The sequence below is a fragment of the Streptomyces aureus genome (genome assembly GCF_000725495.1).
Classification (GTDB): domain Bacteria; phylum Actinomycetota; class Actinomycetes; order Streptomycetales; family Streptomycetaceae; genus Streptomyces; species Streptomyces aureus_B.
The window spans coordinates 124,798-145,640 of the sequence record NZ_KL647042.1 but is presented as its reverse complement, the minus strand read 5'-3'; the positions used below and the strand labels follow the sequence as shown (position 1 = coordinate 145,640).

Genomic DNA, 20,843 nt, shown 5'->3' with positions numbered 1-20,843 from the left:
GAACGGCCGGAACCCCGAGAGCCGGAACGGCCGGAACCCCGAGAGCCGGAACGGCCCGAACCTCGCGAGCCGGAACGGCCGGACGAGCCGGCTCCGGAGGACCGTGACGGCCGCCCCGGCCGGGAGGCCCACGCGGAACCCGCAGAACACGGGGCGCCCGGTGAGGCGGAACCCGGGGAGCACGAGGCGTATGCCGGGCGCGGCAGGCCCATCGGCCGCCGGGTCCTGCTCGGCACCCTCGGACTCGGCGCCCTGGGCGTCCTGACGGCGCCCGCGCTCCAGCGCGCGACGGACGCCTTCCTCGCCGGTGCCTCGCAGCGCGACCCCACGGGACTGACCGGGCTCCTGCCCAACGGCGGCGGTTTCCGCTACTACTCGGTGGCCGCCTCCGTCCCCCACAAGAACGAGACCACCTACCGGCTCACCGTCGACGGCCTGGTCGACCACCCCGCCGAGTACACGCTCGCCGACCTGCGCGCCATGCCCCAGACCCGGCTGGTGCACGACGTCCAGTGCGTCACCGGCTGGCGGGTCCCGAGCACCCCCTTCGAGGGCGTACGCCTCGCGCACCTCCTCGACGCCGCCGGGCTGCGCCCCTCGGCCGGCGCGATCCGCTTCACCTGCTTCGACGGGACGTACACGGAGAGCCTCAGCCTGCGCCAGGCCTACCGCCCCGACGTCCTGGTGGCCCTGCGCATGCAGGACAAGCCCGTCGGCCACAACCACGGCGGCCCCGTCCGCCTCTATGTGGCCCCGATGTACTTCTACAAATCCGCCAAGTGGCTCTCCGGCATCACGGTCACCAAGGACGTCCGTCCCGGTTACTGGGAGAACCGGGGGTACGACGTCGACGCCTGGGTCGGCCGTTCGAACGGACGCGACGATGAACCCACGAGCTGACGACACGCCGGCCGTCGCCGCGCACTCCTCCGACGTACGGCGCTTCACCCGCGCCGAGCACTGGGTCCACCGGGTCACGGCGGCGCTGATGGGCGTGTGCATCGCCACCGCCGCCTGCCTCTACATCCCCCAGTTCGCCGAACTCGTGGGCCGCCGCGAACTGGTGGTCCGGATCCACGAATGGGCCGGTCTGATGCTTCCGGTGCCGGTCCTCGCGGGCCTCGCCTCCCGCGCCTTCCGCCGGGACCTGGGCTTCCTGAACCGCTTCGGCCCGCACGACCGGGTGTGGCTGCGCTCGGCGCTGCGCCGCGACAAGGACCCGGCCTCGCGCCCGGCGGGCAAGTTCAACGCCGGACAGAAGGTCTACGCCGCCTGGATCGCCGGGGCGACGCTGGTGATGACGGGCACCGGCCTGCTGATGTGGTTCACCCATCTCACCCCGCTGATGTGGCGCACGTCGGCGACCTTCGTCCACGACTGGCTCGCCCTCACCCTCGGCATCGTCGTCGGGGGCCACATCGGCATGGCGCTGGCCGATCCGGAGGCCCGGCGGGGCCTGCGCACGGGATCGGTGAGCCGCCGGTGGGCCGACCGCGAGCATCCGCTGTGGCGGCCCTGACCGGGAGCCGCCGACGGCCGGGACCCGGGTGGGGGACCGGCGCCGTCCGGGAACGACCGTACGCCGCGGCGCCGGACGGGCGTAACGGACCGTACGACGACGGAACGGGCCGGGGAGGGAGCCGCACGCTGCTCCCTCCCCGGCCCGTTCGTCAGGCCGCGGCCCTGGACGCGGTGCCCGCTAGATGACCAGCGACAGCAGCAGCACCAGGGCTCCGCCCACCACCGAGATGATCGTCTCCATGACGGACCAGGTCTTGACCGTCTGGCCGACGTCCAGACCGAAGTACTCCTTCACCAGCCAGAAGCCGGCGTCGTTGACATGGCTGAAGAAGAGCGAGCCCGCGCCGATCGCGAGGACGAGCAGCGAGGTGTGGGCGGTCGACATGTCGGCCGCGAGGGGCGCGACCAGACCGGCCGCCGAGATCGTGGCGACGGTGGCCGAACCGGTCGCGAGCCGGATCGCGACCGCGATCAGCCAGGCCAGCAGCAGCGCGGGGATCGACCAGTCCTTGGAGATCTCCAGGATCATCTGGCCCACACCGCAGTCGATCAGCGTCTGCTTGAAGCCGCCGCCCGCGCCCACGATGAGCAGGATGCCGGCGATGGGGGCCAGCGACTTCTCGACGGTCGTCGAGATGCGCTCCTTGGTGAAGCCGGCCGCCCGCCCCAGCGTGAACATGCCCAGGATCACCGCGGCGAGCAGCGCGATCAGCGGCGCTCCGACGACGTCGAAGACACGCTGGGTCGCGTTCGCCGGGTCGTCGACAACGATGTCCACCAGGGCCTTCGCCAGCATCAGCACCACGGGGAGCAGCATGGTGACGAGGGTCGCGCCGAAGCTCGGGCGCTTCTCCAGGTCCTCCGAGGCACGCGCCGGGACCATGCGGTCGGGAGCCTGGACGTCCACCCAGCGGGCCGCGTACCGGGAGAACACCGGACCGGCGACGATCACCGTGGGGACGGCCACCAGGACGCCGAGGGCGAGGGTGATGCCGAGGTTCGCGTGGACCGCGTCGATGGCGACCAGCGGGCCGGGGTGCGGCGGGATCAGACCGTGCATCACCGACAGGCCCGCGAGCGCGGGGATGCCGATGCGCATCAGCGAGTAGTTGCCGCGCTTGGCGACCATCAGGACCACCGGGATCAGCAGCACGATGCCGACCTCGAAGAACAGCGGCAGACCGATCACGGAGGCGATCAGCACCATCGCCCACGGCATGGCGCGCCCGCCCGCCTTGGCCAGGATCGTGTCGACGATCTGGTCGGCGCCGCCCGAGTCGGCGAGCAGCCTGCCGAGGATCGCGCCGAGGGCGATGAGGACACCGACGCCGGCGACGGTCGTGCCGAGCCCGGTGGTGAAACTGACGATGGTCTTGTCGAGCGGGGCCCCGGCGAACGCGCCGAGGGCCAGCGAGCCGATGGTCAGGGCGAGGAAGGCGTGCAGCCTGAACCTGGTGATGAGCAGGACGATGACGGCTATGCCCAGCAGCACGGCTATGCCCAGTCGAGCGTGGCCCGCCGAGGTGATCGGTTCGACGGTGTCCGCTGCCAGCATCTCGACACTGAGTCTGGTCACGGTTGGTCCCTTGCTTGAGTAACGGACGCGGGAAGGGTGGAGCCCGCTCGGTGCCCGCGGAACGGGCCGCGGGGAGCGGTGGAGGGAGCAGGCGGTGCGGGGAAGGGCCTACGGGGCCTGCGGGAGGACGGGCCTACGGCCGGGGCGGTTCGAGTGCGCCGAGTGCCGTCACGGCCCGGTCGGCGATGTCGCCGGGGCCGCCGGACACGTCCACCTCGACGCCCGCCTCGTCCGCCGCCAGCGGCTGGAGCGTGGCGAACTGCGAGTCGAGGAGCGCCGTGGGCATGAAGTGCCCCGTGCGGTGCGCCATCCGGTCCTCGATGAGTTCACGGCTGCCGGTCAGATGCACGAAGACGATCCCGGGTGCCGCCGCCCGCAGCCGGTCCCGGTAGGCCCGCTTGAGCGCGGAACTGGAGACCACACCGCCGAGCCCGGCCCGGTCGTGCGCCCAGTGCCCGATGGAGTCCAGCCACGGCCACCGGTCCTCGTCGGTCAGCGGCGTGCCGGCCGACATCTTGGCGATGTTGGCGGGCGGGTGGAAGTCGTCGCCCTCGGCGTACGGCACGCCGAGCCGGGCCGCGAGCAACGGGCCGATGGTGGTCTTCCCGGTTCCCGCGACACCCATGACCACGACGACGTGGGGGATGGGACTGTGCTGCATCACGCTCTCGCTGTCTTCGTCGACATCTGATGTAGACGACACTGAAACCTATTAGGTCGGATGAATTCAAGAGTGTGTGACATATAAGTCTGACTTTTTGTTCCCGGGGTCGGCCTCGTACGCTGGCTCCATGACCACACGGGGCCGGGGGCTGCACGGGCACGTACTGGAGACCCTCGGGCCGGCGATCACGGCGGGCGACTACCCGCCGGGCAGCGTCCTGCGCACCGACGAGCTCGCGCAGCGCTTCGAGGTGTCCCGCTCCGTGATGCGCGAGGCGGTCCGGGTGCTCGAATCCATGTACCTGGTCGAATCCCGCCGCCGCGTGGGCGTGACGGTGCGCCCCAAGTCCGAGTGGAACGTCTACGACCCCCAGGTCATCCGCTGGCGGCTGGCCGGCGCAGACCGTCCCCACCAGCTGCGTTCCCTCACCGTCCTGCGCTCGGCGATCGAACCCGTCGCCGCGGGGCTGGCCGCCCGGCACGCCACCGCCGAGCAGTGCGCGGAACTCACCGAGTGCGCGCTCGGCATGGTCGCCACCTCACGCGGCCACCAGCTCGAGGGCTACCTCGTCCACGACGTGGCCTTCCACCGCGTGATCCTCAAGGCCTCGGGCAACGAGATGTTCGCCCGCCTCGGCGACGTCGTCGCGGAGGTCCTGTCCGGCCGCACCCATCACGACGTCATGTTCGAGGACCCCGACCCCGCCGCCGTGACCCTGCACGTCCAGCTCGCCGAGGCCGTCCGCGAGGGCGACTCCCGGCGCGCCGAGGAACTCACCCGCGAGATCACGGCCGGCGCGCTCCAGGAACTGGACGTCCTCGCCCCCTGACGACCGGCGCGCCGGCGCCGGGTTCAGTCGAGGAAGTCCCCGTCGACGTACACCCAGGCCCCGTCCACCCGCTCGAACCGGCTCCGCTCGTGCAGCGAACCGCCCCGCCAGGAGGCCCGGAACGTCACGGTCCCCGTGGTGTGGAACGCCGAGCCCTGCCCCGTGTCCAGGATCTCCAGGCCCGTCCACCGCATCCCCGGCTCGAACTCCACCCGGGCCGGCCGCGTCCGCGGATGCCACGTACGCAGCAGGTAGGCCTCGTCCTCCTGCACGAAGGCGCAGTAGCGGGACCGCATGAGCGCCTCGGCACTCGGCGCCGCGGCCTCGCCGCGATGGAAGCGCCCGCAGCAGCGCGCGTAGGGCCCGGTGAGCCCACAGGGACAGGAACGGCTGGTCATCGCGTCATTCTCCCCGGACCCGGGCCGGGTCCGCGCCGGGGGCCGGATACGTGGGCGGATAGGAAGGCCGGGCCGGCAGCCGCGGGGCGGCCTCCGGGAGCGGGGCGGCGGCCTCCGGCAGCGGCGGCAGCGCCGTCTCGTACAGCCACGCCGTGAACAGGTCGTCCAGCGGCTCGGGCGCGTAGCGCGCGACGTGCGCGGTGAAGACCGAGGTGGTGACCGTGCCGCCGCGGTGCAGCGTCGCCCAGCCGCGCAGCATCCGGAAGAACGCCTCGTCGCCCAGCGCACACCGGACCGCGTGCACCGTGAGCCCGCCGCGCTCGTAGAGCCTGTCGTCGAACATCAGCTTGCGGCCCGGGTCCGACAGCAGCAGATCCTGCGGCAGCGCGGCCAGCTTCCGGTGCGCGGCGGCCGCCAGCTGACGGGCCGGGCGCCCGCCGGAGCGCTCCGACCACAGCCACTCCGCGTACTTCGCGAGCCCCTCGTTCAGCCAGATGTGCCGCCAGTCCGCGATCGACACGCTGTTGCCGAACCACTGGTGCGCCAGCTCGTGCGCGATCAGCCGCTCCGAACCCCGCGCCCCGTCCACGTGATTGGAGCCGAACAGCGAAAGACCCTGCGCCTCGACCGGGACGTCGAGCTCCTCCTCGGTCACCACCACGGCGTACTCGCCGAACGGATACGGCCCGAACAGGTTCTGGAACAGCTCCATCATCGCGGGCTGCCGCGCGAAGTCCCGGGAGAACTCGGGCAGCAGCTGCGCGGGCAGATACCCCGACTGCGGCACGCCCCCGAGACCCGGATCGCCGAGCAGCACCGTCTGGTACTTGCCGATCGACAGGCCCACCAGATAGCTGGAGGTCGGCGCGGGCTGCTCGTACACCCAGGTCGTCGTCGACGCCTTCGTCGTCCGCGTCAGCAGACGCCCGCCCGCCACCACCGCGTACGCCGACGGCGTGGTGACCGAGATCTGGTACGCGGCCTTGTCGGCCGGCCGGTCGTTGCACGGGTACCAGGACGGCGAACCGACCGGCTGGCTGGCCACCAGCGCCCCGTCCTCCAGCTCCTCCCAGCCGAGCCCGCCCCAGGGACTGCTCACCGGCTTGGGATTGCCCGACCAGTGCACCTCGACGGTGAACGCGGCACCGGCCCGCACCGGCTTCGGCGGACGGACGCGCAGCCTGCCGCCCCGGTGCGAGTAGTGCGGGGCCTTGCCGTCGACCCGGACCCGGCCGATCCGGAAATCGGCCAGGTTCAGCTGGAACTCGGTCAGCGCGGAACGGCCCGCTATCGCGTTGATCCGCGCGGTGCCGGACAGCCGGTTCGGGCCGGGGCGGTAGTCCAGCGCGAGCTCGTACCGGTGCACCCGGTAACGGGGGTCTCCGTTCGCCGGGAAATAGGGGTCCGGTCCCGCTGTCTGCTGAACGCTCACTGCTGCGACTGCTCCCTGCCCTGTGCTCGACGTGCCGCCGTACCGCCCTTCGTGTCCGATCAGGTCAATTCTGCTACGAACGCCAGGCCTCGATCGGGTTGCCCAGCCAGCGGGTGTCGTCGGGAACGGACTCCGCCGCCATCACCAGCGACGCGGGACCCAGGGTGGAACGGGCCCCGACGGTGCTGCCGGGCAGGACGATTCCGCCCGGACCCAGAGTGGCGCCCTCACGGAGGACCACAGTATCCGTCCGCAAGATCCGGTCGTGGAAGAGGTGGGTCTGCAGGACACAGCCCCGGTTCACCGTCGCCGCGTCCCCCAGCGTCACCAGGTCCGACTCGGGCAGCCAGTAGCTCTCGACCCACGCGCCCCTGCCGATCCGGGCACCCAGGCCGCGCAGCCACGCCGTCATCAGCGGAGTACCGGGCACGGATCCCGCCAGCCACGGCACGGCCACGACCTCCACGAAGGTGTCCGCCAGCTCGTTGCGCCACACGAAACCGCTCCACAGCGGATGCTCGCCGGAACGGTGCCGGCCCACCAGCAGCCACTTCGCCACCACGGACACCAGACACCCGAGCACACCCGCGGCCAGCAGCACCGCACCGGAGAACACCCACGCCCAGGGGCCCAGCGCGCACAGCGCGGCCACCGTCAGCACGGCCAGCGCCGCCGAGCAGAACACCGGCACCAGCCGGCACAGCTCCACCAGCCCGCGCGCCCACAGCAGCCGCGCCGGAGGCTCGTACGTGCGGCTCTGGTCGCCGCCCTGCGCCGCGCGCGGCAGCTTCATCGGCGGCAGCCCCAGATACGAACTGCCCTTCTTCGCCTTCTTCGGCGTCGCCGAGAGCACCCCGACCAGACCGCCGTCCGGCACACTGCGGCCCGGCGCGGTCATCCCGGAGTTGCCGAGGAACGCCCGCCGGCCGATCTCCGCCCGCCCGATGCGCATCCAGCCGCCACCGAGTTCGTACGGCGCCGTCAGCGTGTCGTCCGCGAGGAACGCGCCGTCGCCGACCGTCGTCAGACTCGGCAGCGCGAGCACGGTCGACACCTCCGCGCCCCGGCCGATCCGCATACCGAGCAGCCGCAGCCACACCGGCGTGATCAGCCCCGCGTACAGCGGGAACAGCATCTCCCGCGAGCGGTCCATCAGCTGGGTGACCGTCCACGCCTGCCAGCCGACCCGGCTGTGCGTGGGATGCGTGCCCTCGTGCAGCCCGAGACTCAGCAGCCGCACGGCCACCAGGATCAGCAGCGCGTACGCCAGACCGAACGCGAGCGTCGCCGGGACCAGGGCGATCCCCGCCCCGCGCAGCGCCGCGCCGAGCCCGGCGTCCGGGCTCACGAACACCCGGGCCACCAGCAGCGCCGCGACGGCGGCCAGCACCGGCAGCACGGTCAGGGCGAACCCGGTCGCGCCGTACATCACCCGCCAGTACGTGCCGCGCTGCGGTCTGTCCTTGGGCCAGGCCCGCTTCGCCTTGCCGAGCTTGACCGCGGGCGCCCCGGCCCAGCGCTGCCCGGTCGGGATCTGCCCCGCCACGGCCGAACCCGGCGCCACCTCGGCGCGCTTGCCCACCCGGGACCCGGGGAAGAGGATGCTGCGCGTGCCGACCACGGCACCGGCGCCCACCTTGACCGCGCCGATCTCCAGCCGGTCGCCGTCCAGCCAGTACCCCGACAGGTCCACCTCGGACTCGACGGCGGCACCCCGGCCCATCTTGAGCAGGCCGGTCACCGGCGGCAGCGAGTGCAGGTCCACGTCCTGGCCGATCCGGGCGCCCAGGGCCCGCGCGTACCGCTCCAGCCAGGACCCCGTCAGCGACGTCGCCCCGCTGAAGGCGGCGAGCCGCTCGGCCGTCCACAGCCGCAGATGGACGCTCCCGCCGCGCGGGTACCGGCCGGCCTTCACCCCGCGCAGCAGCAGCCGCGCACCGCCGGCGGCGACGGCGAGCCGCCCCGGCGGGCTGTAGAGGACCAGCGCGCCCGCGCCCACCAGCCACCAGGAGGCGCTCGGCGCCCAGGGATACGGGCCGAACCAGTGCAGTACGTTGCCGAGGGCGGCCAGCGCCACCGTCCAGCGCAGCCCGAGCAGCGCGAACAGCGGGACCAGCACCAGCAGCTGGACCAGCTTGGCGCGCAGCGGGACCGGCGCGACGACCCGCTCCGCGCCGTCGTCCTGGCCGGAGCGCTCCAGATGGCGGGCCAGCTTGCGCAGCACGGGCTGCTGATAGATGTCGAGCACGGCGACGCTCGGGTAGCGGGTGCGCAGCCGCGTGGTCAGCTGGGCGGCTCCGAGACTGGAGCCGCCGATCGCGAAGAAGTCGTCGCCGGCGCTCCGCACGGGGACGCCGAGGACCTCGGCCCACTGCTCGGCGAGCCAGGCCTCGGTGCCGTACAGCTCCTCCTTCGCCCCGCCGCTCTCCAGGCCCTCCAGCGGCCAGGGCAGCGCGTTGCGGTCGACCTTGCCCGACGTCCGGGTCGGCAGGTCCTCGACCGGCGCGATCAGCGGAACCAGCGCGGCCGGCAGTTCGGCCCGCAGCTTCTCGACCGCCACGGCCTGGTCCCAGCCGTCCTGGGTGACCACATAGCCGACGAGCAGCTGATTGCCGCCGCGCGCGGTCCGCACGGCCGCCGCGGCGCCCGCGACCCCGGGCAGCGCCTGGAGCGCCGCGTCCACCTCGCCCAGCTCGATCCGGCGGCCGCCGAGCTTGATCTGCTCGTCGGCCCGGCCGAGGAAGATCAGTCCCTCCGGTTCCGCCCGGACCAGGTCACCGCTGCGGTACGCCCGCTCCCAGCCCAGCGACGGGAGCGGCGCGTACTTCTCGGCGTCCTTCTCCGCGTCCAGGTACCGGGCGAGCCCGACACCGCCGATCACCAGCTGGCCGCTGCCGCCCATGCGGACCGGCTCGCCCGCCTCGTCGACGACCGCGAGTTCCCAGCCGTTCAGCGGCAGCCCGATCCGGATCGGCTCCTCGCCGGTCAGCAGCGCGGCGCAGGCCACCACGGTCGCCTCGGTCGGCCCGTAGGTGTTCCACACCTCACGGCCCTCGGTCACCAGGCGCTGGGTCAGCTCGGGCGGGCAGGCCTCGCCGCCGAAGATCAGCAGCCGGACCTCGTTCAGGGTCTCCGGCTCCCACAGCGCGGCGAGCGTGGGCACGGTCGAGACGACGGTGATCTCCTGCTCGACCAGCCAGGGGCCGAGATCGGCGCCGCTGCGCACCTGGGAGCGCGGCACGGGCACCAGACAGGCCCCGTACCGCCAGGCCAGCCACATCTCCTCGCAGGAGGCGTCGAAGGCGACGGACAGACCCGCCATGACCCGGTCACCGGGGCCGATCGGCTCCTCGGTGAGGAACAGACTCGCCTCCGCGTCCACGAAGGCGGCGGCGCTGCGGTGGCTCACGGCCACACCCTTGGGCTTGCCGGTGGAACCCGAGGTGAAGATGATCCACGCGTCCTGCTCGACGCCCGGCCGCCCGGCGGGCACCTCGGAGCGGCCGTTCACGGTCAGCTCGTGCCCGGCGCCGATCACCGCGCGCACCCCGGCCTCGCCGAAGACCAGCTCGGCCCGCTCGTCGGGGTCCTCGGCGTCCACCGGCACATAGGCGGCGCCGGCCGCGAGGACCGCGAGGATCGCCACGTACAGCTCGTTCGTGCCGGACGGGACCCGTACCCCGACCCGGTCGCCGAGACCCACCCCGGCCTCCGCCAGCCGCGACCGCAGGGCGTCCACCTCGGCGGCCAGGGCCCGGTAGCTCAGGGCGCGCCGGCCGTCGTCGAGAGCGGGCTCGTCCGGGTGGGCCCGGACCGAGGCGTCGAGGATGTCCACGAGCGTGCGCGGCGAGGCGGCCGAGGCTGCGGAGAAGCGCGCCTGGTCACCGAACTCCGCCCGCACCTCGTCGTCGGACAACGCGAGTGCGGGGCTCTGCTGGAGGGCTGCCATCGGGTCCTCACGTGTTGTTCCCGGATGCTCCGGGGAGCCGGTGGGCCCGCAGGTACGCCTGGGGATATTCCGGTCCAGCTCCGAACAAGCCTGCAATTTTAGTACGACGCTAGCTTCGGACCTGGGGATCAGCGATGCGAGGCGTCCCCGAGGGGGTGCGGCGGGCCCGTTCCGCAACGCTGTGACGTGGGGATACGTCAGCGTGACGAGATCTGCCCCACATCTTTGCGTAACCTCGTGAACACAGCGAGCGAGGGCCCCGATCCGGTGGTCGGGGCCCTCGCCGGGTGCGGCGGGTGACGCTGTTCCTCGGTGCGGTTCCGCCAGGTCAGCCCGTGGTGCAGGAGACCGTGGGCCAGGTCCAGTTGCCGTTGGTCTGGACGGTTACGCCGAAGGTGTTGCCGCTGCCGTTGGGCTTGGCCTTCAGGACCTGGGCGCTGGGATAACCGGCGCTGATGTTCCAGGTCGAGAGGATCTTCGCCGGGGACGGCACGTTCATCGTCACGGTCCAGTCGTTCGAGCCGGTGACCGTGACGTTCAGGTTGTACCGGTCGCTCCACTGCTGGCCGGCGGACAGCGTGGCGGTACACCCGCCGCCACCGCCGCCGCCCGTGCCGCCGCCGTCGGGTGCCACGGCACGACCGGTCGCCGGGGAGATCATCCCGGCGCACAGGCCGCGGGCGGCCAGACCCTGCGCGATGCGCGGGATCGCGGCGATCGTGTTGGCCGGCCAGTCGTGCATGAGGATGACCTGCCCGTTGGTGAGCCGGCCCGCCGCCTGCACGATCGCGTCGGTGCTCGCGCCGTTCCAGTCCTGCGAGTCGACGTCCCAGATGATCTCGGTCAGACCGTACTTGGCCTCCACCGCCTTCACCGTCGCGTTGGTCTCTCCGTACGGCGGACGGAACAGTTTCGGAGTGCCGCCGCCGGCTGCGGTGATGGCCTGCTGGGTCCGGGAGATCTCCGAGTCGATCTGTGCCTGGCTCTGCTGGACGAGGTGCGGGTGGGTGTAGCTGTGGTTGCCCACCCACATGCCGGCGTCGAGCTGGGCCCGTACTTGCGCGGGGTTGGAGGCCGCGTACTGGCCTTCGTTGAACATCGTGGCCCGCAGGCCGTTCTGCTTGAGGGCGGCGAGCAGGCTCGACGTGCTGCTCGACGGTCCGTCGTCGAAGGTGAGTCCGACGTACCCGGAGCAGGTCGCGGCGTGCGCCGCTCCGGTGCCGAGTGCGAGGGGTCCGGCGACCGCCGTCGCCGCGACGGCCAGTCCCGTGACCAGCGAGCGTAACGAGCGCCGCGGTCCGGAACGCGTGCGAAGTCTCGTGCGGAATCTCATGGTGTGGTCCTTCAGCCGTGTGGGGGCGGGGGTCAGCTCGCGCTGCAGGAGACCGTGGGCCAGGTCCAGTTGCCGTTGGCCTGGATGGTGACGCCGAAGTTGTTGCCGCTGCCGTTGGGCTTGGCCGTCAGGACCTGGGAGCTCGGGTAGGCGGCGCTGACGTTCCAGGTCGAGAGGATCTTCGCCGGGGACGGCACGTTCATCGTCACGGTCCAGTTGCTCGATCCCGTGACGGCGACGTTGAGGTTGTAGCGGTCGTTCCACTGCTGGCCCGCGGACAGGGCCGCCGCGCACCCGCCCGAGCCCCCGCCACCGGTTCCGCCGCCCCCGGAACCGCCACCCGATCCCGTGTCGCCCAGGGTGATGTTGGAGTTCCCGCTGCTCTGGTAACCCTCGGTGGCGAGGATCATGTAGTAGTTGAAGCTGCCCAGGTTCATCCCGGCGCGGGCCCAGGCGTCGAAGTGGTTGCCGGTGGTGATGGTTCCGCCGGTGCGCTTCGACTGCCGGACGCTCCAGTACTGGTCGAAGGTGCGGGTTCCTTCGACGGAGGGCGCGTTGGTCCGCGTCGTCTTGTAGATGTCGTACGTGCCTCCGTCGGTGGTGACGGTGCCCTTGTACGTTCCCGTGGGCCGGTAGGTGCCCCAGTTGTCGACGATGTAGTACTCGACGAGCGGGTTGGACGTCCATCCGTAGAGCGACAGGTAGGCGTTGCCGGACGGGTTGAAGGTGCCCGAGTAGGTCACGCTCCTGCGTCCCCCGTTGCTCCAGCCCTTGCCGGCGACGAAGTTCCCGGTGTTGCTCCAGGAGGTGCCGTAGTTGCCGCCGGAGCCCAGGTTCATGGACACGGTTCCGGCGCTGTCGGTCCAGAACGAGTAGTAGTACCCGTTGTTGGTGCCGGTCTGGTTCGACGTGACGACCGTGTCGGCCCGGGCGGTCCCGGGCAGGGTCATCGCGGCCACGGCCACCAGCAGCATGGTGCAGACACCGCTGATGAGCAGCCTGAGGTGACGGAAGGTCTCCGGGCGAAGGCCGCTGCGGCCCGACGGATGTGCGGATGCGTCGGTCATGTGCGTCTTTCCTCCTCGTTCTCGTGAGGTGGAGCGCTGTGAAATCGCGAACAGTGTTGATCTGGCCCTGTCAACTGTCAATACTTTCGACGCGCAATCCGAAACATTCGCAGTCGCCGGCAATGGGCAGACGTGGCAACTTGCCTGTTCAGGGCGGGTGAATTGCCTACTTCGGCGGCAGCGGTCGCCGATTGCATTCCATGTAAGATCACTGAAAGGTGTCGACACGTCGAAAGTTTTCGGAGATTTCCCCGATCGCTCCGACGTGTCCGAGGGGGGACTTGAACCCCCACGCCCGATAAAGGGCACTAGCACCTCAAGCTAGCGCGTCTGCCATTCCGCCACCCGGACAAGGTGTCTGTCGCGCGGTGTTTCCCTCGCGGCGACAGGTGAAACATTACCAGGCTTTCCGGGGGTCCCCGATCACCCCCCTCCGCCCCCGCTCCCGGCGTGAACGGCGTGTGACGGGCGGGGCCCGCCCTTGGGCACCGGGGCGGGTCGGAGGGAGGATGAGGGGGACCACCAGCGGCGACAGCGGGAGGAACCAGCGTGAGCGAGAGCGGCACGACCAGGAACGTCACGGGCGAGGACGAGGTCGTGGACCTCTGTCGCGAGCTGATCCGGATCGACACCAGCAACTACGGGGACCACTCGGGCCCGGGCGAGCGCAAGGCCGCGGAGTACGTCGCCGAGAAGCTGGCCGAGGTCGGACTGGAGCCGCAGGTCTTCGAGTCGCACAAGGGGCGCACCTCCACGGTCGCCCGCATCGAGGGGGAGGACCCCTCGCGGCCCGCGCTGCTCATCCACGGCCACACCGACGTCGTACCGGCCAACGCGGCGGACTGGACCCACCACCCCTTCTCCGGCGAGATCGCCGACGGGATGGTCTGGGGCCGGGGCGCGGTCGACATGAAGGACATGGACGCCATGACCCTGGCGGTCGTACGGGAGCGGATGCGCACCGGCCGCAAGCCCCCGCGCGACATCGTCCTGGCCTTCCTCGCCGACGAGGAGGCGGGCGGCACGTACGGCGCCCGGCACCTGGTCGACAAGCACCCGGACCTCTTCGAGGGCGTCACGGAGGCGATCGGCGAGGTCGGCGGGTTCTCCTTCACGGTCAACGAGAAGCTGCGGCTGTACCTCGTGGAGACCGCCCAGAAGGGCATGCACTGGATGAAGCTGACCGTGGACGGCACCGCCGGGCACGGTTCGATGATCCACAAGGACAACGCGATCACCGAGCTGTCCGAGGCCGTCGGGCGGCTCGGCCGGCACACCTTCCCGGTGCGCGTGACCAAGACCCTGCGCCACTTCCTCGACGAGCTCGGCGACGCCCTCGGCACCGAGCTGGACCCGGAGAACATGGACGAGACGCTGGCCAAGCTCGGCGGCATCGCCAAGCTCATCGGCGCCTCCCTGCAGAACACCGCCAACCCGACGCAGCTGGGCGCCGGTTACAAGGTCAACGTCATCCCCGGCCAGGCCACCGCTCATGTCGACGGCCGCTTCCTGCCGGGCTACGAGGAGGAGTTCCTCGCCGACCTCGACCGGATCCTCGGCCCCCGGGTCAAGCGCGAGGACGTGCACGCGGACAAGGCGCTGGAGACCGGTTTCGACGGTGCCCTCGTCGAGGCCATGCAGACAGCGCTCTCGGCCGAGGACCCGATCGCGCGGGCCGTGCCCTACATGCTCTCGGCCGGCACCGACGCCAAGTCCTTCGCCGACCTCGGCATCCGCTGCTTCGGCTTCGCCCCGCTCAAGCTGCCCCCGGAGCTGGACTTCGCGGGCATGTTCCACGGCGTCGACGAACGGGTGCCGGTCGACGCGCTCCAGTTCGGCGTACGGGTACTGGACCGGTTCATCGACGCTTCGTGACCCGCGCCCTTGGCGGCACGTCCCCGGCGCCTCCCCGGCGCGGCCCCGCCGGGCCGGGGGCATGCCGCCGTTCGGGTGCCGTGCCGCCGGGCGGGTGTGCCGTGTTGACGCCCGCATTCGCCCGCGCGTGCGGAGATCGCCCGCAATGGGTGAATGCGACCATAAGCCCATAGCTCTAGTACTCCCTCCTCGTTACAGGTGTTGCGATCCGCTGCTTTGGACCGCGTTTGCCTATCAGGAGGAATAATGATCAAGAAGATTGCCGCCGCCGCGGCCGCCACGGGTGGTCTGGTTCTCGCGGGTGCGGGTCTGGCCGTCGCCGACTCGGGCGCCCAGGGTGCCGCCGTGCAGTCCCCGGGCGTCGCCTCCGGCAACGTCATTCAGGTGCCCGTCCACGTTCCCGTGAACGTCTGCGGCAACACGGTCTCCGTGATCGGGCTGCTGAACCCCGCCTTCGGCAACACCTGCTTCAACCACTGACGTTGCGTCTCATCCCCCGAGAGCGCCCCGTGCGTCCCACGGCCTCTCGTGAGGGTCACTTCGTGAAGGTCTGAGCCGTCCGCCCCGGAGTGCGCGCCATGCGCTCCGGGGCCGACCGGCTTCCCCGCGTGCGCCCCGCGGCGTGCGCGTGTTCTCGATGGTCCACGTCCCCAGGACTGTTGGTCCACGTCCCCAGGACTGAAGGCAGGGATTTCAGCTATGCGACAGGTCACCCGCAAAGGCCTGATGACCGTGGCGGCGGCCGGCGGCGTCCTCGCGGTCACCGCCGTCTCCGCGCACGCCGACTCGACGGCGGCCGGCTCCGCGTCGGACTCTCCCGGCGTGCTGTCGGGCAACACGGTGCAGGCGCCCGTGCACGTGCCCGTCAACGTCTGCGGCAACACGGTGAACGTGGTCGGGCTGCTCAACCCGGCGATGGGCAACACCTGCGTCAACCACGGCGGCCAGGGTGCTCAGGGCGGCCACGCCGGCCGGTCGGGCGGAGGCGCCCACGCCGGCGGCGGCACCACTCGTTCGCCGGGCGTGGGCTCCGGCAACCATGTACAGGTCCCCGTCGACACTCCCGTGAACGTCTGTGGCAACAGCGTGAACGTCGTGGGCGTCGGCAACGCGGCGGCGGGCGACAACTGCGCGAACGGCGGGCCGACCGGCGGCCACGGCACACACCACCCGGGCCGGCCGGGTCACCCCGGCCACCCTGGACAGCCGGGCCACCCCGGACACCCGGGACACCACGGCGGTGACTGCGAGCACCCGGGGCACCCGGGTCACCCCGGGCATCCTGGCCACCCGGGCAACCCTGGGACCCCCGGTCACCCGGGTCAGCCTGGTCACCCGGGCAACCCCGGAACCCCGGGCAACCCCGGAACCCCTGGCAACCCCGGAACCCCCGGTCACCCGGGCAACCCCGGTACGCCGAATCACCCCGGCACCTCCACCTCGGGTGGCGGCAAGCACACTGGCGGAGCCGTGCAGATCGGCCGGACCGGTGGCTCCGAAGCGGTCGTGCGCACCCCGGCCGCGGACAGCGCGGCCCAGCTGGCCCACACGGGAAGCGAGCTGCCGATCGGCGCGGTCGTCCCGGCGGGAGCCGCCGCGCTGCTGGCCGGCGCCGTGCTCTACCGCAAGGCGCGCGCCGCCGCGTGAGCGCGCCGACGGAGATCCGATGATCACATCGGAGGGTCGGGCGTGGACGTACGACCGGGGAGCGCAGCCGCGATCGCCGAGCGGCACGGCTGCGACCCGGGCGCCACGGCTCTACCCGGGACGTGAGTGACGGTACGGGCCCCGCGACGACGGGGCCCGTACCGGTTCAGCGTCCTCGTGTCACCACGTGGCGCGTACCTGTCGGATGATCCGTCGGCGCAACCGCACTCTGCGGCTGCCGTCACGGAGCAGGCTCAGGCGGTCCAGCTCCCAGTGTCCGTACTCGGCATGGTCCGTCAGCAGACGCGTCGTCTCCTTGCGGGTGACCCCGCGAGGTACGTACACGTCGACAAATTCGTATTCCGGCATCGCATCTATTGTGCGGGCAGAGGCCCGGTACGGATAGCGTCTGCACTATGTCTGATGCTGTGCAGCCCACCGCTGCCGAGGTACGCGCCGCCGCAGAGGCTGTCAAGGCCGCACTCGACCGCCACCTGGCCGCGGTCGAAGGCAGGACGGGCGATGACGACCCGGACGTCTACGAGGCGTTCAACGAGCTCGCCGCGGCCGCCGAGGAGTACGACGAGCTCCTCTACGACCGCTACGACGAGGTCACTCCCTTCGAGATCCCCGGCGGTGACGACACGCTGCCCCCGTACACCGGACCCGAGGAGCCGAACGCGCTGAGCGTGGTGATCCGCCGGGACTACGCGGTGGTGGAGCCGCAGCGGCTGCTGGCGCAGGCCCAGCGGGTGGAGGCGGTGGAGGAGGACGGCGCCACCGCGAGCGAGGGCTTCGACGCGGCGTCCGGCACCGTCCACGGAGCGCTCGGGGTTCTGTTCGGAGAGTTCGAACCGGACGAGATCGCCACCCGGCACAAGGAATTCGGGCTGGAGGAGGGCGACTCCACACTCTGGGTGACCGCCGCCGACGAACCCGCCGAGCCCGGCGAGTGGCTGGAGACCCCCTTCGAGTCGATCGATCCGCAGCGGGTCGTGTGCCGTTTCGACGTCAGCGCCGTGTTCGACGAGGAGTCGGACGACCTGGACGACGACCTCGGCCCCGACGGGGAGCTCGACTCCCTGGACCCGCTCGACGCCGACCGCTGAGACCGGCGGCCCCGAAGCGATACGCGAGGTGGTGGTCACCGGATCGACCCGGTGACCACCACCTTCGCGTTGGGCCCCGGGAAGCCGCCCGAGTGAGGTGCCGGTCAGTCCGCCGTCGGCGTCTGCGCCTTCAGCAGGGCTCCCAGACGGGTCGTGCGCGGCTTCTGCGGGACCTCGGCGACCGCGCGCGCCAGCCCCTGCTCCACACCGTGCACGACGGAGAGATGACGCTCGGCCCGCCCGAAGGCGGTGTAGACCCACGGCCGGGTCAGGGCACCCGCCGCGTCACCGGGGAGCACGACCACCACGGCGGGCCAGCGGAGCCCCACCGCCTGGTGCGCGGTGAGCGCCCAGCCGTGCCGCACGGTCCCCTCCACCCGCTCCTTGGCCACGACCACGGGGGTGCCGGAGCACTCCAGGTGCAGCCCCTCGGCGTCGGCCCGTACCACCCGGCCCATGACGGTCCGGCCCGGCGCGGGGGAGTGGACGATCCGGTCGCCCGGGTCGAAGCCGCCGAAGCGGCCCGGGCCGGGGTTCAGCCGTTCCTTGAGCGCGCTGTTCAGGGCGCGGGTGCCGGCCGTGCCGCCATGGCCCGGGGTGATGACCTGTGTCTGCCCGGCCGGGACACCGATCGCGCGCGGCACCGAGTCCGCCACGAGCTGCACGGTCCGGTGGACCGCCTCGCCCGCGTCGCGCACCGGGACGATCACGACCTCCTTGCCGGGCGCCTCGACCTGGTTGAGCTCGCCGATCCCGATACCGGAGACCAGCTCGCCGAGGGGCCCGGGGTCGGGGGTCCGCGAGGCCACCTGCGGGCAGGCGCGGGCGGCGAGGAGGTCGGCGAAGACCCGGCCCGGGCCCGCCGACCACAGCACACCCGGGTCACCGCTCAGCACGAGCCGGGCCCCGTCCGCGAGCGACTCCGCGAGCATCGCCGCCGTCTCGACGTCGAGCTGCGGGGCGTCCAGGACGACCAGGACGTCCAGGTCCAGCGCGCCGTCCGCGTCCCGGCCCGGTCCTTCGGCGCCGGAGAGGAGTCCGGCGACGGTGACGGCACCGGCCGCCGGGCCGTCCCCGTGACCGTCCCCGGACCCGTCCGCGGCGCCTTCCGCCGACCCGGTCGCGCGGGCCGCGAAGGAGTCCCGGCCGCCATCGGTGTGCGTGGCGGCCCAGCCGCGCAGACCGAGCGCACGGCACGCCCGCAGCAGCGCCGCCGCCTCCGCCCGGGAGGCGTCCCCGCCGGTGTGCAGCACCAGACCGTGGGCGCCGACCGTCCGGATCAGCTCACCCGCGGAACGGGGTGCCGACGCCGCGGCCCGCTCCCAGTCGTCGGCCGAACCGTCCGCCTTGGGCACCGAGTTCATCAGCCGGGCGAGTCCGTCGGCGAGGCTCTCCTCGGCCAGCGCGTACCGCTCCAGGCCGATCAGGATCCGTACCGGGCGCTCCTGGGGCTCCTCCGCGTCCTCCTCGGCGGCCGGCGCCGGGGCGGCGCTGTCCAGCGCGTCCTGGAAGACCAGTGCCTCCCCCTCCGCGAGGGCGCTCTGCACGGCCGCGTCCGGGTCCGGCACCGAGCGCTGGGAGAGCGCCGAGACGAGGACCGGGGCGTCCAGCGCGGTGTGCCCGGCGACGGCTGCCTGCTCCAGCAGCCACACGGTCAGCGCCGTGCCACGGCGTTCGTCGTCCGGACCGCACTCCGCGCCGAGCACCGCGCGGGCGAACCCGTCGGCCTGCTCGGGCCGCACACCGGAGACCCGGAGCAACTGCCAGGGGTCCTCGCGCAGTTGACCTGCGGCTCCCTCGCCCAGCACCGCGACGACCTGGGCCGCGAGCCCTTCGGGAGCACCGGCACCGGCGAGCACCGCGCGGACGGCGGCCACGGCCTCGGGCGCGGCGCCCGGCGCCGGTGCGGCCGGGGCGGCGATCGGCTGAGGCCGCCGCACGGGCTCCGGGGCGGCCCTGCGCGGAGCGGGCTCCGGCTCACGGAAGGGGGTGGCCACGGGCTTCTCGCCGCTCTCCACGGCCCGCACCGCCGCTAGCAGGTCCGCGGCCGTGCCGCTGAGCTTGCCCCCGGCCTCGATCGGGCCCTGCTTCTCGGCCTTGCGCCGCTCGATCCGCTCCCGCTCCACGCGCTGGGCCGCGAGCTCGGCGGCCGCCTCGGAGACCTGGGCGGCGCCCTCGGCGGCCTCGGCGGACCCGGCCTCCCCGGCGTCCGCTCCCTCGCCCGCGGTGTCCTCGGAGGAAGCGTCCTCGGCCACCTCCTCCGAGGCGTCCTCGGAGAGCCCGTCCGCCCGGTCCGCGTCCTCGCCCGCCGGTGCGGGCACGGCTGCCGTGTCCGAGCCCGGCGTCCCCGGCTCCGCGTCCTGGGTGGTCTCGGGCTCGGTGCTCACAGCGTGCTCCAGTCGTGATCGGGATAGTGGTGCACCGGGGCCGACACGTCGTCGAGCGCCCGGCAGATCTCGTCAGGAAGACTAAGCGTCTCCACTGACAACGCCGCCGTGAGCTGCTGCGCGTTGCGCGCGCCGACGATCGGGGCGACGACCCCCGGCCGGTCGCGGACCCAGGCGAGGGCCACCTGGAGCGGTGTCACGGCCAGGCCGTCCGCCGCGGTCGTCACGGCCTCCACGACGCCGCTCGCCGTGTCGTCGAGGTAGGGCGCCACGAAGGGCGCGAGGTGTTCCGAGCCGCCCCGGGAGTCGGCGGGCGTGCCGCCCCGGTACTTGCCGGTGAGCACACCGCGCCCGAGCGGCGAGGACGGCAGCAGGCCGACGCCCAGGTCCAGGGCGGCGGGCAGCACCTCGCGCTCGACGCCGCGCTGCAACAGGGAGTACTCCATCTGCGTACTGGCCAGCCGGGTGCGTATACCGGGGGCCGCGAGCTGCCAGGTGGCGGCCTTGGCGAGCTGCCAGCCGCAGAAGTTGGACACGCCGGCGTAGCGCGCGCGGCCGCTGCTGACGGCCAGGTCGAGGGCCTGGAGGGTCTCGTCCAGCGGGGTGTCGGGGTCGTAGGCGTGGACGTGCCACACGTCCACGTAGTCGGTGCCCAGGCGGGCGAGCGAGGCGTCCAGCGCCGACAGCAGATGGCTGCGCGAGCCGTCGAATCGGCGGTCCGGCTCGCGCACGCTCCCCGCCTTCGTCGAGATGACCAGGTCCCGGCGCGGAACGAGCCCTTCCATCAGCCGCCCGAGGAGATATTCGGCGTCCCCGTCGCCGTACACGTCCGCCGTGTCGACGAGGTTCCCGCCCGCTTCCCAGAACGTCTTCACGAGGTCCGCGGCGTCATGCTCGTCGGTGTCCCGGCCCCAGGTGAGGGTGCCGAGTCCGATCCGGGAAACACGCAGGCCGGTACGGCCGAGATGCCTCTGCTCCATGGACGCCGAGATTACTGTCCGGCACCGATGATGTGGGGGCCTGTGGACAACGGAAATCCCGGTGCGGCCCGGACAC

Annotated in this window: 17 protein-coding genes and 1 tRNA gene; 7 read left to right on the top strand and 11 right to left on the bottom strand. The window is 72.3% G+C overall.

Features of this window, described 5'->3' with window-relative positions:
* Positions 1-210 precede the first annotated feature (210 nt).
* Entirely contained in the window at positions 211-900 is a 690-nt protein-coding gene (locus tag IO36_RS41775; RefSeq protein ID WP_051901344.1) for a molybdopterin-dependent oxidoreductase, read from the top strand.
* Positions 884-1,519: a cytochrome b/b6 domain-containing protein gene (locus IO36_RS41770; RefSeq protein WP_037628499.1), complete on the top strand. Its 636-nt coding sequence runs from the start codon at positions 884-886 to the stop codon at positions 1,517-1,519. Before IO36_RS41775 ends, IO36_RS41770 begins: the two co-directional genes overlap by 17 nt.
* Positions 1,520-1,699: 180 nt before the next feature.
* Here IO36_RS41770 and IO36_RS41765 read toward each other — a convergent pair whose 3' ends face one another.
* On the bottom strand, positions 1,700-3,097 hold the full coding sequence (locus tag IO36_RS41765; protein ID WP_037628497.1) for a GntP family permease: 1,398 nt from the start codon (positions 3,095-3,097) through the stop codon (positions 1,700-1,702).
* Positions 3,098-3,230: 133 nt separating this feature from the next.
* Positions 3,231-3,758: a gluconokinase gene (locus tag IO36_RS41760; protein ID WP_037628496.1), complete on the bottom strand. Its 528-nt coding sequence runs from the start codon at positions 3,756-3,758 to the stop codon at positions 3,231-3,233.
* A gap of 130 nt (positions 3,759-3,888) precedes the next feature.
* On the opposite strand from IO36_RS41760, the gene IO36_RS41755 reads away from it, so the two are divergent.
* On the top strand, positions 3,889-4,590 hold the full coding sequence (locus tag IO36_RS41755; RefSeq protein WP_037628494.1) for a FadR/GntR family transcriptional regulator: 702 nt from the start codon (positions 3,889-3,891) through the stop codon (positions 4,588-4,590).
* Positions 4,591-4,613: 23 nt separating this feature from the next.
* Here the strand turns inward: IO36_RS41755 and IO36_RS41750 are convergent, their stop codons facing one another.
* The 6 genes from IO36_RS41750 to IO36_RS41725 form a co-directional block, all read right to left on the bottom strand.
* Positions 4,614-4,988: a YchJ family protein gene (locus IO36_RS41750; protein ID WP_037628492.1), complete on the bottom strand. Its 375-nt coding sequence runs from the start codon at positions 4,986-4,988 to the stop codon at positions 4,614-4,616.
* 4 nt (positions 4,989-4,992) lie between these two features.
* Positions 4,993-6,420 carry a M1 family metallopeptidase gene (locus tag IO36_RS41745; RefSeq protein WP_051901335.1) on the bottom strand — a complete coding sequence of 476 codons (1,428 nt, stop codon included), beginning with the start codon at positions 6,418-6,420 and terminating at the stop codon, positions 4,993-4,995.
* Positions 6,421-6,493: 73 nt separating this feature from the next.
* Complete coding sequence (locus IO36_RS41740) at positions 6,494-10,369, bottom strand: Pls/PosA family non-ribosomal peptide synthetase (protein ID WP_037628490.1); 3,876 nt, start codon at positions 10,367-10,369, stop codon at positions 6,494-6,496.
* A 328-nt stretch (positions 10,370-10,697) separates the two neighbouring features.
* The gene (locus IO36_RS41735) at positions 10,698-11,702 is read right to left on the bottom strand and encodes a polysaccharide deacetylase family protein (RefSeq protein ID WP_051901334.1); all 1,005 of its coding nucleotides are present in this window, start codon (positions 11,700-11,702) and stop codon (positions 10,698-10,700) included.
* A 32-nt stretch (positions 11,703-11,734) separates the two neighbouring features.
* Entirely contained in the window at positions 11,735-12,676 is a 942-nt protein-coding gene (locus IO36_RS41730) for a glycoside hydrolase family 11 protein (RefSeq protein WP_051901343.1), read from the bottom strand.
* A gap of 359 nt (positions 12,677-13,035) precedes the next feature.
* A tRNA-Leu gene (locus IO36_RS41725) sits at positions 13,036-13,120 on the bottom strand.
* A gap of 198 nt (positions 13,121-13,318) precedes the next feature.
* On the opposite strand from IO36_RS41725, the gene IO36_RS41720 reads away from it, so the two are divergent.
* The 3 genes from IO36_RS41720 (at position 13,319) to IO36_RS41710 (ending at position 16,291) form a co-directional block, all read left to right on the top strand.
* Positions 13,319-14,644: a M20/M25/M40 family metallo-hydrolase gene (locus tag IO36_RS41720; protein ID WP_037628489.1), complete on the top strand. Its 1,326-nt coding sequence runs from the start codon at positions 13,319-13,321 to the stop codon at positions 14,642-14,644.
* Between the two features lie 246 nt (positions 14,645-14,890).
* A complete protein-coding gene (gene chpH / locus IO36_RS41715) occupies positions 14,891-15,124 on the top strand; it encodes a chaplin ChpH (protein ID WP_037628487.1) in 234 nt (77 codons plus the stop codon).
* A 219-nt stretch (positions 15,125-15,343) separates the two neighbouring features.
* Positions 15,344-16,291 carry a chaplin family protein gene (locus tag IO36_RS41710; protein ID WP_037628485.1) on the top strand — a complete coding sequence of 316 codons (948 nt, stop codon included), beginning with the start codon at positions 15,344-15,346 and terminating at the stop codon, positions 16,289-16,291.
* Between the two features lie 180 nt (positions 16,292-16,471).
* Here the strand turns inward: IO36_RS41710 and IO36_RS41705 are convergent, their stop codons facing one another.
* Positions 16,472-16,660 carry a DUF5703 family protein gene (locus IO36_RS41705; protein WP_037628483.1) on the bottom strand — a complete coding sequence of 63 codons (189 nt, stop codon included), beginning with the start codon at positions 16,658-16,660 and terminating at the stop codon, positions 16,472-16,474.
* Positions 16,661-16,707: 47 nt separating this feature from the next.
* On the opposite strand from IO36_RS41705, the gene IO36_RS41700 reads away from it, so the two are divergent.
* Positions 16,708-17,400: a hypothetical protein gene (locus tag IO36_RS41700; RefSeq protein WP_037628480.1), complete on the top strand. Its 693-nt coding sequence runs from the start codon at positions 16,708-16,710 to the stop codon at positions 17,398-17,400.
* A 104-nt stretch (positions 17,401-17,504) separates the two neighbouring features.
* On the opposite strand, the gene IO36_RS41695 is transcribed toward IO36_RS41700, so the two are convergent.
* Positions 17,505-19,787, bottom strand: coding sequence for a helix-hairpin-helix domain-containing protein (locus IO36_RS41695; protein ID WP_037628478.1), 2,283 nt, complete (start codon positions 19,785-19,787; stop codon positions 17,505-17,507).
* A complete protein-coding gene (locus IO36_RS41690; protein ID WP_037628476.1) occupies positions 19,784-20,767 on the bottom strand; it encodes an aldo/keto reductase in 984 nt (327 codons plus the stop codon). Before IO36_RS41690 ends, IO36_RS41695 begins: the two co-directional genes overlap by 4 nt.
* Positions 20,768-20,843 lie beyond the last annotated feature (76 nt).